General features: G+C 71.8%; 12 protein-coding genes. 6 read left to right on the top strand and 6 right to left on the bottom strand.

Annotation, left to right across the window (positions count from 1 at the left end; translation table 11 throughout):
- Positions 1–69 precede the first annotated feature (69 nt).
- The 5 genes from folP (at position 70) to ACLJPL_RS29055 (ending at position 3,087) form a co-directional block, all read left to right on the top strand.
- The gene (folP, locus tag ACLJPL_RS29075) at positions 70–867 is read left to right on the top strand and encodes a dihydropteroate synthase (protein WP_411083964.1); all 798 of its coding nucleotides are present in this window, start codon (positions 70–72) and stop codon (positions 865–867) included.
- Positions 864–1,340 carry a nuclear transport factor 2 family protein gene (locus ACLJPL_RS29070; RefSeq protein ID WP_411083914.1) on the top strand — a complete coding sequence of 159 codons (477 nt, stop codon included), beginning with the start codon at positions 864–866 and terminating at the stop codon, positions 1,338–1,340. Before folP ends, ACLJPL_RS29070 begins: the two co-directional genes overlap by 4 nt.
- Positions 1,341–1,569: 229 nt before the next feature.
- Positions 1,570–1,929 (top strand): dihydroneopterin aldolase, encoded by a 360-nt coding sequence (gene folB, locus ACLJPL_RS29065; protein ID WP_388181986.1) that lies wholly within the window; start codon positions 1,570–1,572, stop codon positions 1,927–1,929.
- Positions 1,926–2,537 carry a 2-amino-4-hydroxy-6-hydroxymethyldihydropteridine diphosphokinase gene (folK, locus tag ACLJPL_RS29060; RefSeq protein ID WP_411083913.1) on the top strand — a complete coding sequence of 204 codons (612 nt, stop codon included), beginning with the start codon at positions 1,926–1,928 and terminating at the stop codon, positions 2,535–2,537. Before folB ends, folK begins: the two co-directional genes overlap by 4 nt.
- 58 nt (positions 2,538–2,595) lie before the next feature.
- Positions 2,596–3,087, top strand: coding sequence for a DUF3180 domain-containing protein (locus ACLJPL_RS29055; protein WP_411083912.1), 492 nt, complete (start codon positions 2,596–2,598; stop codon positions 3,085–3,087).
- Between the two features lie 335 nt (positions 3,088–3,422).
- Here the strand turns inward: ACLJPL_RS29055 and folE are convergent, their stop codons facing one another.
- The 6 genes from folE to dacB form a co-directional block, all read right to left on the bottom strand.
- On the bottom strand, positions 3,423–4,028 hold the full coding sequence (gene folE, locus ACLJPL_RS29050; RefSeq protein WP_411083911.1) for a GTP cyclohydrolase I FolE: 606 nt from the start codon (positions 4,026–4,028) through the stop codon (positions 3,423–3,425).
- A gap of 164 nt (positions 4,029–4,192) precedes the next feature.
- Positions 4,193–6,253 carry an ATP-dependent zinc metalloprotease FtsH gene (gene ftsH, locus ACLJPL_RS29045; RefSeq protein ID WP_411083910.1) on the bottom strand — a complete coding sequence of 687 codons (2,061 nt, stop codon included), beginning with the start codon at positions 6,251–6,253 and terminating at the stop codon, positions 4,193–4,195.
- A gap of 171 nt (positions 6,254–6,424) precedes the next feature.
- On the bottom strand, positions 6,425–6,964 hold the full coding sequence (hpt, locus tag ACLJPL_RS29040) for a hypoxanthine phosphoribosyltransferase (RefSeq protein WP_073719669.1): 540 nt from the start codon (positions 6,962–6,964) through the stop codon (positions 6,425–6,427).
- Positions 6,965–7,063: 99 nt separating this feature from the next.
- Positions 7,064–8,230 carry a tRNA lysidine(34) synthetase TilS gene (gene tilS / locus ACLJPL_RS29035; RefSeq protein WP_411083909.1) on the bottom strand — a complete coding sequence of 389 codons (1,167 nt, stop codon included), beginning with the start codon at positions 8,228–8,230 and terminating at the stop codon, positions 7,064–7,066.
- 188 nt (positions 8,231–8,418) lie between these two features.
- A complete protein-coding gene (locus ACLJPL_RS29030) occupies positions 8,419–9,594 on the bottom strand; it encodes a zinc-dependent metalloprotease (protein WP_411083908.1) in 1,176 nt (391 codons plus the stop codon).
- Positions 9,595–9,664: 70 nt separating this feature from the next.
- On the bottom strand, positions 9,665–11,134 hold the full coding sequence (gene dacB, locus ACLJPL_RS29025; protein WP_411083907.1) for a D-alanyl-D-alanine carboxypeptidase/D-alanyl-D-alanine-endopeptidase: 1,470 nt from the start codon (positions 11,132–11,134) through the stop codon (positions 9,665–9,667).
- 86 nt (positions 11,135–11,220) lie between these two features.
- Between dacB and ACLJPL_RS29020 the strand changes: the two genes are divergently transcribed.
- On the top strand, positions 11,221–11,715 hold the full coding sequence (locus tag ACLJPL_RS29020) for an inorganic diphosphatase (RefSeq protein ID WP_366391794.1): 495 nt from the start codon (positions 11,221–11,223) through the stop codon (positions 11,713–11,715).
- Positions 11,716–11,841: the final 126 nt, after the last annotated feature.

Genomic DNA, 11,841 nt, shown 5'->3' with positions numbered 1-11,841 from the left:
GGTGGTATGAGTACGTCACGCGGGCGGGGCACGGTACGAGGGCTGCCGGAGTGGGACCGCTGTGCGGTCATGGGCGTCGTCAACGTGACGCCCGACTCCTTCTCGGACGGGGGCCGCTGGTTCGACACCACGGCCGCCGTCAAGCACGGCCTCCAGCTGGTGTCCGAGGGCGCCGACCTGGTCGACGTCGGCGGCGAGTCGACCCGCCCCGGCGCGAGCAGGGTCGACGAGTCCGAGGAGCTGCGGCGGGTGATCCCGGTCGTCAGGGGGCTCGCGTCGGAGGGCGTCACCGTCTCCGTGGACACCATGCGCGCCCGCGTCGCGGAGCGGGCCGTCGCCGCCGGGGCCGTACTCGTCAACGACGTCAGCGGCGGCCTCGCGGACCCGGACATGATCCCGGCCGTCGCCGCCGCCGACGTACCGTTCGTCGTCATGCACTGGCGCGGCTTCAGCGAGACCATGAACAGCCGTGCGGTGTACGGGGACGTGGTCGCCGAAGTCCTGGCGGAGCTGCGGCAGCGGATGGACGCGGTGCTCGCGGGCGGACTCGACCCGGACCGCGTCGTGATCGACCCCGGCCTCGGCTTCGCGAAGACGGCTCCCCACGACCTGGCGCTCGTCGCGCACCTGGACGAGCTGCACGGACTGGGCCGCCCGCTGCTGGTGGCCGCCTCCCGCAAACGCTTCCTCGGCCACGTCCTGGCCGGCCCCGGCGCGTCCCTCCCGCCCGCCCGCGAACGCGACGCGGCGACCGCGGCGGTCTCCGCCCTCGCCGCCCGGGCCGGGGCCTGGGCGGTCCGGGTCCACGAGGTACGGGCCACCGCCGACGCCGTACGGGTCGCCCGCGCCGTCGAGGGAGCCGCGTGAACGAGGACCACGCGAGCGCCGCCGCCGACATCGCCGAGGTCGAGGCGGCCAACACCGCCTTCTACGAGGCGCTGGAGCGGGGCGACCACGAGGAGCTGTCCGGCCTCTGGCTGCCGGGCGAGGACCTGACGGTCTCCTGCGTCCACCCGGGGTGGCCGGTCCTCTCGGGCCGGGGCGACGTGCTGCGCAGCTACGCCCTGATCATGGAGAACACCGAGTACATCCAGTTCTTCCTCACCGACGTCACCGTCGCCATGACCGGCGACACCGCCCTGGTCACCTGCACCGAGAACATCCTCAGCGGCGGCCCCGCCGAGGAGGGCGACGCGCTGGGCCCGCTGGTGGGCCAGCTGGTCGTCGCCACGAACGTCTTCCGGCGCACCCCGGAGGGCTGGAAGCTCTGGTCCCACCACGGCTCGCCCGTACTGGCGGACGGCGACGACGAGGACGACGAGGAGGAGCCGGCCTCCTGAGCGGGTGGGGGACGGGCCGGATCCCGGACCACGACCGGGGCCGGAATCCACCGCCGGGGGTTGGGATCCACCGCCCCCGGGTATGGGCGGCTACCAGCCCCGCGGGGTGCTGTCCATAGCCCCCGCGGACAAGCACTGTCGGTACCCGCAGGTAGATTCGAAAGAAGGCACCCCGTCGCCCGCACGCGGCCGGATGCCTCTTGGACCAACGACAGCAGGAGTGATTCGCGTGGATCGTGTCGCGCTGCGCGGCCTCAAGGCCCGTGGGCACCATGGCGTCTTCCCCCGGGAGCGGGAAGAGGGCCAGACCTTCATCGTCGACCTGGTGCTCGGCCTCGACACCCGCCCCGCGGCAGCCGCCGACGACCTGTCCCGCACCGTGCACTACGGCGTCGTGGCGGAGGAGGTCGTCGACGTGGTGACGGGCGAGCCGGTCGACCTGATCGAGACGCTCGCCGAACGCATCGCCCAGCAGTGCCTGAAGCACGAAGGCGTTCAGGAGGTCGAGGTGGTGGTCCACAAGCCGGACGCGCCGATCACCGTTCCCTTCGACGACGTGACCATCACCATCACCCGGAGCCGAGCATGACTGCGTTTTCCACCGAGGGGCAGAGCGACCCGACCGTACAGCCGGTGCCCACCGCCGTCGTCAAGCAGGTGGACGCCGCCGACATCACCCTGTCCAACCCGAAAATGGCCGTGATCGCCCTCGGCTCGAACCTGGGCAACCGGCTGGAGACCCTCCAGGGGGCCGTCGACGCGCTGGAGGACACCCCGGGCCTGCGGGTCAAGGCCGTCTCCCGGGTGTACGAGACGGAGCCCTGGGGCGTCGCGGCCGACTCCCAGCCCTCGTACTTCAACGCGGTCATCCTCGTGAAGACGACGCTGCCCCCGGCCTCCCTGCTGGAGCGCGGCCAGGCCGTCGAGGAGGCTTTCGACCGGGTCCGCGAGGAGCGCTGGGGCCCGCGCACCATCGACGTCGACATCGTGGCGTACGCCGACGTCCTGTCCGACGACCCGGCGCTCACCCTCCCCCACCCCCGCGCCCACGAGCGGGCCTTCGTGCTCGCCCCCTGGCACGACGTGGACCCCGAGGCGCAGCTCCCGGGGGCGGGACCCGTGGCCGAGCTCCTCGAAGGGGTCGGCCACGACGGGATTCTTCCGCGCGCCGACCTGGAACTGCGCCTGCCCGAGTAATCGTTAGGCTCGACGGGCACCAGCACAGGAACACAGGCGACGAAGGGCGGCTCACGCGGTGAGGCAACTACGGCTCGGGGTACTGGCGGGCCTCTTCATCGCCGCCGGCGTCCTCTCCTGGGGCGGCGCACGCCTCTGGGACTCCCTCGGCACGCTCCCGAGCGTGCCGCTGGCCGCGTCGATCGTGCTCGCCGTGATCGCGGTGATCCTCCTGGCGACCGCGCTCTCCCTGCGCGCCCGCCTCCGCGCCCAGCGCGAGCGCCGCCCGGGGGCCAAGGGCGTCGAGCCCCTGATGGCGGCCCGCGCGGTGGTCTTCGGCCAGGCGAGCGCCCTGGTCACCGCCCTGATCGCCGGGGTGTACGGCGGCACGGGCGTCTTCCTGCTCGGCTTCCTCGACCTCCCGCCCCGCCGCGACCAGGCCATCTACGCCGGCGCGGCGGTGGTGGCGGGCATCGGGGTCATCGCGGCCGCCTTCTTCCTGGAGCGCGTCTGCAGGCTCCCCGAGGACGGCGACGACAACCACGACGGCACGGGCGCGGCAGCCGCGTAGGCGCTCCTTTCACTCCACCCCCCGCGCCTGGTGCCCGTCGGGGCCAGGAAGGTGGAGTGCGGCCGGAAGCCGTACGGCGTGAACGGCTCGCCCGGCGCTCCACGGGACCGTACGGCCTCGACCGTCACCCGGCCCGACTCCACCGGATCGGCGTCATGGTGCTCCGGCCGGAAGGCGCCCCGGGCCGCCCGGCGGTCCACCGGCGTCAGATGGGACGCAGGCCCTTCCGGGTGGGAAACAGGCGCCGACCCTGCTGGTTCACGCGGCGCTCCTCGGCCTTCACCGGCTCAGGCCGAGGAGCGTTTCGGGCACCACTGACAGAGCGGGCCGAAGGACTAGCGGGCCAGTATCAGGCTCATCGCCTCGGCGCGGGTGGAGGCGTCACGGAGCTGGCCGCGCACGGCCGACGTGGTCGTCTTCGCCCCCGGCTTGCGGATGCCCCGCACCGACATGCACATGTGCTCAGCCTCGATCACCACGATCGCGCCCCGCGCCTCCAGGATGCGCATCAGCGAGTCCGCCACCTGCGTGGTCAGGCGCTCCTGCACCTGCGGGCGGCGGGCGAAGACGTCCACCAGCCGGGCCAGCTTCGACAGACCGGTGATCTTGCCCGAGTCGGCCGGGATGTAGCCGACGTGCGCCACTCCGTGGAAGGGCAGGAGGTGGTGCTCGCACAGGGACATGATCTCGATGTCCTTCACCAGGACCATCTCGTCGTGCCCGAGGTCGAACGTCGTGGTCAGCACGTCCTCCGGCTCCTGCCGCAGGCCCGCCAGTATCTCCTTGTACGCCCGCGCCACCCGCCCCGGCGTGTCCTTCAGGCCCTCGCGGTCCGGGTCCTCTCCGACCGCGATGAGCAGTTCGCGTACGGCCGCCTCGGCCCGCTTCGCGTCGAATTCGCCGATCGATCCCTGGCCGTCCAGCGTCACCGGGTCGGTCATCTGTGCCTCGTTCCTCTGTGCTGCCCCGTGCGCGGTTCGCACGGAACATCCGCAGGCATACGGAAAAGCCGCGCCCCCACAGGCTAAAACCTGGGGGGCGCGGCTTCCATTCCGGGCCCGGTGACGCCCCCGTGACGGGGGTCTCACCGGAGTCGGTACGGGGGTCAGCTCTCGGGACGCTCCTCGGGGATCGCCTCCGTGGAGGGGGCGATGTCCTTCGTGAGGTCCGTCGCCGGGGCGATCTCCGGCGGGGTGGCCGATCCGTTGGCGGTCGAGGCGCCGTTGGTGAGGGCCAGCTCCTTGGGAGAGAGCACCGGAGGCCGCGTCGACGGGGTGCGCCGGGCGGAGCCGGTCCACGCCGGGCGGGCGGGACGCTTGACGATCGGGGCGAAGATCTCCGCGATCTCGTCCTTGCCCAGCGTCTCCTTCTCCAGGAGTTCGAGCACGAGGGCGTCGAGGATGTCGCGGTTCTCGACGAGGATCTCCCACGCGTCGTTGTGGGCGGTCTCGATGAGCTTCTTGACCTCTTCGTCGACCAGCGCCGCGACCTCTTCCGAGTAGTCGCGCTGGTGGCCCATCTCACGGCCGAGGAAGGGCTCGGTGTTGTCGCCGCCGAACTTGATGGCGCCGAGCCGCTCTGTCATGCCGTACTGCGTCACCATCGCGCGGGCCGTCGCCGTGGCCTTCTCGATGTCGTTGGCCGCGCCGGTGGTCGGGTCGTGGAAGACCAGCTCCTCGGCCGCGCGCCCGCCCAGCATGTACGCCAGCTGGTCGAGCATCTCGTTGCGCGTCGTGGAGTACTTGTCCTCCTCCGGGAGCACCATCGTGTAACCGAGGGCACGGCCGCGGGAGAGGATCGTGATCTTGTGGACCGGGTCCGACTGGGGGGAGGCCGCCGCGACCAGGGCGTGTCCGCCCTCGTGGTACGCGGTGATCTTCTTTTCCTTCTCGGACATGATCCGGGTCCGCTTCTGCGGGCCCGCCACGACGCGGTCGATGGCCTCGTCGAGACTCTCGTTGTCGATGAGCTTCTTGTCGCTGCGCGCCGTCAGGAGCGCGGCCTCGTTCAGCACGTTCGACAGGTCCGCGCCGGTGAAGCCGGGCGTCCGGCGGGCGACCGCGCCGAGGTCGACGTCCTTCGCGACCGGCTTGCCCTTCTGGTGGACCTTGAGGATCTCCAGCCGGCCCAGCATGTCGGGGCGGTCGACCGCGATCTGCCGGTCGAAGCGTCCCGGGCGCAGGAGGGCCGGGTCGAGGATGTCGGGGCGGTTCGTGGCGGCGATCAGGATGACCCCGCCCTTCACGTCGAACCCGTCCATCTCGACGAGCAGCTGGTTGAGCGTCTGCTCGCGCTCGTCGTGACCGCCGCCCATGCCGGCGCCGCGGTGCCGGCCCACGGCGTCGATCTCGTCGACGAAGACGATCGCCGGGGCGTTCGCCTTGGCCTGCTCGAAGAGGTCACGGACCCGGGAGGCGCCGACGCCGACGAACATCTCGACGAAGTCGGAACCGGAGATCGAGTAGAACGGCACGCCCGCTTCGCCGGCGACGGCGCGCGCGAGCAGCGTCTTGCCCGTACCGGGCGGCCCGTAGAGCAGGACGCCCTTGGGGATCTTGGCTCCGACCGCCTGGAACTTCGCCGGCTCCTGGAGGAACTCCTTGATCTCGTGGAGCTCCTCGACGGCCTCCTCGGACCCCGCCACATCGGCGAAGGTCGTCTTGGGGGTGTCCTTGGTGATCAGCTTGGCCTTGGACTTGCCGAACTGCATGACCTTGGAGCCGCCGCCCTGCATCTGGTTCATCAGAAACAGGAAGACGACGACGATCAGGATGATGGGCAGCAGCGAGAGGAGGATCGAGACGAACGGGGACTGCTTCGACACCGAGACGGTGTAACCCTTCTCGACGTCACCCGCCTCGAACTTCTGCTGGAGCGTGTCGGCGATCTCGACGCCCTGATTGCCGATGTAGCTCGCCTGGAACTTGCTGCCGGACTCACCGGCGAGCTTCTGCCCCTTCTTGAGTTCGATCTTGACAAAGTTTTCGTCACCGGTGGTCAGCTTGGCCTGCTCCACCTGGTTCTTGCTGATCGCCTGGATCACCTTGCCGGTGTCCACCGTCTTGTGGCCGCCGGACGAGCCGACGACCTGCATCAACACGAACACGGCGAGGACGGCCAGCACGATCCACATGACCGGCCCACGGAAGTATCGCTTCACGTCCATCCATACGGAGCGAAGACGCCCCGTCCCTCCTGCCCGTAGGTAAATGCTGCTGTTTGAAAAGAGTGTTCTTCGGACGGTACCCCAGCGGGGACGCCCGCGACCGCCGGGTGCGGCGGAGAAACCTGCTTTCGCAGCTTCAACGGCCCACGGGCGGCGAGGGTTCCCCGGGCGTCAGCCGCCGTAGACGTGCGGGGCGAGCGTGCCGACGAAGGGGAGGTTGCGGTACTTCTCCGCGTAGTCCAGCCCGTAGCCGACGACGAACTCGTTGGGGATGTCGAAGCCGATCCACTTCACGTCGATCGCGACCTTCGCGGCGTCCGGCTTGCGCAGCAGGGTGCAGACCTCGAGGGTGGCCGGCTCCCGGGAGCCCAGGTTGGACAGCAGCCAGGACAGCGTCAGACCGGAGTCGATGATGTCCTCGACGATCAGGACGTGCTTGCCCTTGATGTCGGTGTCCAGGTCCTTGAGGATCCGGACGACACCGGAGGACTGGGTGCCCGCCCCGTACGAGGAGACGGCCATCCAGTCCATCGTGACGGGGGTGGACAGCGCGCGCGCCAGGTCCGCCATGACCATCACCGCGCCCTTGAGGACGCCGACGATCAACAGGTCCTTGCCCGCGTACTCCGCGTCGATCTTCGCGGCCAGCTCGACGAGCTTCGCGTCGATCTCTTCCTTGGTGAGGAGCACCGACTGAAGGTCGGTGCCCATGTCCTTCTCGTTCACCCACGTCTCTTTCTCTGCCTGCCGGGCCCGGGGTGCGTCCCGGGCCCGGCCCGGCTGTTCGCCTGCGTTTCAGCCGCTCGCGCGTCAGCTCTGCCGAATGACCAGTCTGCCACCCTGCCGCCGGGCCTCGACGCGGCCGGGCAGGTTGATGGCCCGCTGGCCGCGCCAGCCGGTGATCAGGCGGTCGACTTCTTCGAGATGGCGGGCGAACAGGGAGCCGGCGGGCGCACCGGCCTCGATGACGGCCCGGCGCAGCACCCGGCGGCGTACCGCGGGCGGCAGGACGAAGAGCTTGGCGCACTCCAGGCGGCCGGTCTCGTCGCGTACCGAGAGCTCGGCCTCGGCGGCCCAGGCGTCGAGGGCGTCGGCGTCGTCGCGGGAGAGCTGGGCCGTCCGGGCGAGGGCTTCGACGACGCCCTTGCCGAGCGCCTTCTCCAGGGCGGGCAGGCCCTCGTGGCGGAGCCGGGAGCGGGTGTAGGCGGGGTCGGTGTTGTGCGGGTCGTCCCAGACGGGGATCGACTGGACCAGGCACGCCTTGCGAGCGGTCTGCCGGTCGAGCTGGAGGAAGGGGCGGCGGTAGCGGCCGGCCGGCCCGGAGGCGGCGGCCATGCCGGAGAGCGAGCGGATGCCGGAGCCGCGGGCGAGGCCGAGGAGGACCGTCTCGGCCTGGTCGTCGCGGGTGTGGCCGAGCAGCACGGCGGCGGCCCCGTGGCGCTCGGCGGCGGCGTCCAGCGCCGCGTAGCGGGCGTCGCGCGCGGCGGCCTCGGGGCCGCCCTCGCGTCCGACGTGCACGGCGACGGCCTCGACGGGGTCGAGGTCCATGGCGGCGAGCCGGGTGACGACCTCGGCGGCGCGCAGGGCGGAACCCGGCTGGAGGTTGTGGTCGACGGTGATGCCGCCGGCCCGGACGTCGAGCTTGCGGGCCTCGAAGGCGAGGGCGGAGGCGAGGGCCATGGAGTCGGCCCCGCCGGAGCAGGCGACCAGCACGAGGGGGGCGGCGGGCCGGTCGGGGAGGGGGGACCGCTCAAAGGGGGCGAGCCGGTCGGCGGGCGCGGCGCGGTCCGGGAGTGCGGTGCGGTGGCTGCTCGCGCCGGCTTCGGCGAACCGGGCGGCGCGGGAGGCGGGCGCGGGGCGCCTGGCCTCTGAGGCCGGCCGTTCGTGCTCGGCGTGCCGGTGGAAATCGGTGAGGACGTCGTGGAGTACGCGGCGGACCGCCAGGCGTATCGCCGCGACCGCTGGATGGGGACCCATGTCCGGTGCCCTTCGTGGAGGTTCTGGGAGGAGCGTCGAGCGCCGGAACGCGTGAGTCCCGTCACTCAGAGTGCGTCGATGGTGACAGAGGCAAGCTGTCCATCGAGCATTGCACGCCTTCCCATGCCCTCATGGTCCCTCGGATGGGTGATAGAAGGGCAGTTCTCCGGTCACGGGCCCCAGGAGCCTCAGGACTCTGCCTTACGGTGCACCCGCGCGACCCACTCCGCGGGTGCGGCGATCTCGGCCTTGGTCGGGAGGGTGTTGGGCGAGGTCCAGACGCGGTTGAAGCCGTCCATGCCGACCTCCTCGACGACGGACCGTACGAACTTCTCGCCGTCCTTGTACTGCCGGAGCTTGGCGTCCAGGCCGAGCAGCTTGCGCAGCGCCTGGTCGAGCCGGCCGGCGCCCTGGGCCCGGCGGCGCTGGAACTTCTCCCGGATCTCGCTGACGGACCCGACGACCTCGGGGCCCACGCCGTCCATCACGAAGTCCGCGTGGCCCTCGAGGAGGGACATCACGGCGGTGAGCCGGCCGAGCACCTCGCGCTGGGCGGGGGTCTGCACGATGTCGACGAGGCTGCGGCCGCCGTCGTCGCCCTGCTCGCCCTCGGGGCGGCCCGCGCCGGACAGCGACTGGGCGGCCTCGCGCAGCCGCTCCAGGAAGGTCGTCGGGTCGACGTCGGTCTCGTCCAGGAAGGTCTGGATCTCGCCCCGGAGGTGGTCGCGGAGCCAGGGCACACCGGTGAACTGGGTGCGGTGGGTCTCCTCGTGGAGGGCGACCCAGAGCCGGAAGTCGTGCGGGTCGACGTCGAGTTCCCGCTCGACGTGGACGATGTTGGGGGCGACCAGGAGCAGCTGTCCACCGTTCTTCGCCGAGCCGGGCGGCGGTGGGGTCTCCCCTGCTCGAACGGACCTGAGAGCTTGGGGAAGGGTGGCGGGGGCGAACGTCTCGTACTGGCCGAGGACCCGGGAGGCGAGGAACGAGAGCAGCATGCCCAGCTCGACGCCGGTGACCTTGCCGCCGACCGCGCCGAGGACGGCCCCGCCGGGTCCGCCGGAGCGGCGGCTCGCCATCTTGGCCAGCAGCGGGCCGAGCAGTTCGCGGAAGCCGGCGACGTTGGCCCTGATCCAGCCGGCCCGGTCGACGACCAGGACCGGGGTGTCCTCCGGTTCGACCCCTTCCGGGATCATCCGGGTGAAGAGGCGGACGTGTTCCTCCGACGCCTTCGCGTGCCGCCGGAGCTCCGCGACGACGGCGCGGGCGTCCTCACGGCTGATCTCGGGCCCCGGCCGGACCAGTCGGGTCGCCGTCGCGACCGCGAGGTTCCAGTCGACCATCCCTGCACCACCGATGCTCGTCATGCGTCAACCGTACGTGAGCGGCTCGCCCGGTGGTGGGGTGTTGAACCGCTCTTCGGGTGCCGGGGCCGGTTCAGCCGCCCGCGCCGGCGAGTGCGGTGGCCAGGGCGTCGAGGGCGGATTCGGCCTCGGGTTTCGAGGGGGTGTCGGCGGCGAGGAAGGCGAAGGCGAGCAGCCGGCCCCGGTGGTCGACGACGGTTCCGGCGAGGGAGTTGACGCCGCTGAGGGTGCCGGTCTTGGCGCGGATCAGGCCGGTGGCCCCGGTGTCGTCCCGGTAGCGGGTGCCGAGGGTGCCGGTGAAGCCGGCGACGGGCAGGCCGGTGAGGACCGGGCGCAGTTCGGGCCTGGCCGGGTCGGCGACGCGGGCGAGGAGGGTGGTGAGGAGGGTGGCGGTGACCCGGCCCTTCCGGTCGAGTCCGCTGCCGTCGGTGAGGCGGGCGCCCGCGGTGGGCACCTTGAGCTTCTTGAGTTCGGCGGTGACCGCGCGGCGGGCCCCGGCGAAATCGGCGCTCTCGCCGGCGGCGATGGCGGTCTGCCGGGCGAGGGCCTCGGCGATGTCGTTGTCGCTGTTGGTGAGGGTGCGCTCGACGAGGGCGGAGAGCGGGGCGGAGTGGTGGGTGGCGACCGTGCGGGCCCGGCCGGCGGCCCGGGCCTCGCGAGGTGCGCCGGTGACCTCGGCGCCCGCCTTCCGCAGCCCGGCGGCGAAGGCGCGGGCGGCGTCCCCCGCCGGGTCCTCGCTGCGTTCGGCGGGGCCGCGGTCCGTGTCGTCGAGACGCCCCTCGTCGACCATCAGGGCGGTGACGGGGGCGATGTTCGGGTTGGGGCTGATCGGGTGGAGCACGGGCCCGGTGTAGCGGGAGGCGTCGTACGTGAGCCGTACGGGGCCGTCGCCGTCCTCGCGCAGGGCCTTGGCGGCGGCGGTGGCCAGCGAGCGCAGGGCCGCCCGGCCGAGGGTGGGGTCGCCGCCGCCGACGAGGGTGAGGGTGCGGGCGTCCTCGGAGAGCCGGACGGTGGTGGCGATGCGGTGGTCGGGACCGAGGGCGGAGAGGGCCGCGGCGGCGGTGGCGATCTTGACGGTGGAGGCCGGGGTCATCGGGGCGGCCGCGCCGTGCCCGTACAACTGCTTGCCGGTGGCCGCGTCGACGACGGAGGCGGAGGCCCTGCCGCCGAGTGCGGGCGCTTCGACGAGCGGGGTGAGGGTGGAGCGCAGACTCGCGGGGTCCTGCGGGGCGGAACGGGTGACGGCGGCGTCGAGCACGGCGGGGGCGCTGGGGGCCGGTTCCGGGGCGCCCGGCAGCGTACGGCCGTGATGTGCGCCACCTGTACGGTCCTCGGCGGCTGCGAGCCGCCGCTCGGCCTTACGCTGACCGTTGTCCCAGGGGCCGGCGGCGAAGACCGCGCCGGTGGCCACGACCAGGCCCAGCACGGCGGAGCCTGCGACGACCTGCCAGGTGGGGGAACCGTTGCGCCCGCGCTTCGGGTTCCTGATCCTGCCCCACGGGTCCGACGGGCGGTTCGACGGTCTTTCCACCGGCTCGGCCACCGTTGACCAGCCCCTTTCGCGAGCACTCTTCTGCGTGGGGGACACTTAACCACCAGTCGTATGTGTTGATCATGGAGGAGCCACCCGTGGAGTTCGACGTCACCATCGAGATCCCGAAGGGTTCGCGGAACAAGTACGAGGTGGACCACGAGACCGGTCGGATCCGTCTGGACCGTCGACTCTTCACCTCGACCAGCTACCCCGCGGACTACGGATTCGTCGAGAACACCCTCGGCGAGGACGGCGACCCGCTGGACGCGCTGGTCATCCTGGACGAGCCGACCTTCCCCGGTTGCCTCATCAAGTGCCGCGCCATCGGCATGTTCCGGATGACGGACGAGGCCGGCGGCGACGACAAGCTGCTGTGCGTCCCCGCGTCCGACCCGCGCGTGGAGCACCTGCGCGACATCCACCACGTGTCGGAGTTCGACCGCCTGGAGATCCAGCACTTCTTCGAGGTCTACAAGGACCTGGAGCCGGGCAAGTCCGTCGAGGGCGCCGACTGGGTCGGCCGTACCGAGGCGGAGGCCGAGATCGAGGCTTCGTACAAGCGTCTCGAGGCGCAGGGCAACAAGCACTGACGTCCTCCTCCTGACGGTCCGGCGTCCCTCTTACGGTTCCGTTTGCGGGCCGGACGGCCGTACGGGAACGGGCGGTACACCTTCACCGGTGTGCCGCCCGTTCCGCTGTGCGGACGGTTCGTCATG

It is taken from the genome of Streptomyces sp. cmx-18-6 (assembly GCF_046548915.1).
GTDB lineage: Bacteria > Actinomycetota > Actinomycetes > Streptomycetales > Streptomycetaceae > Streptomyces.
This window is presented reverse-complemented; position numbering and strand designations above follow the sequence as displayed.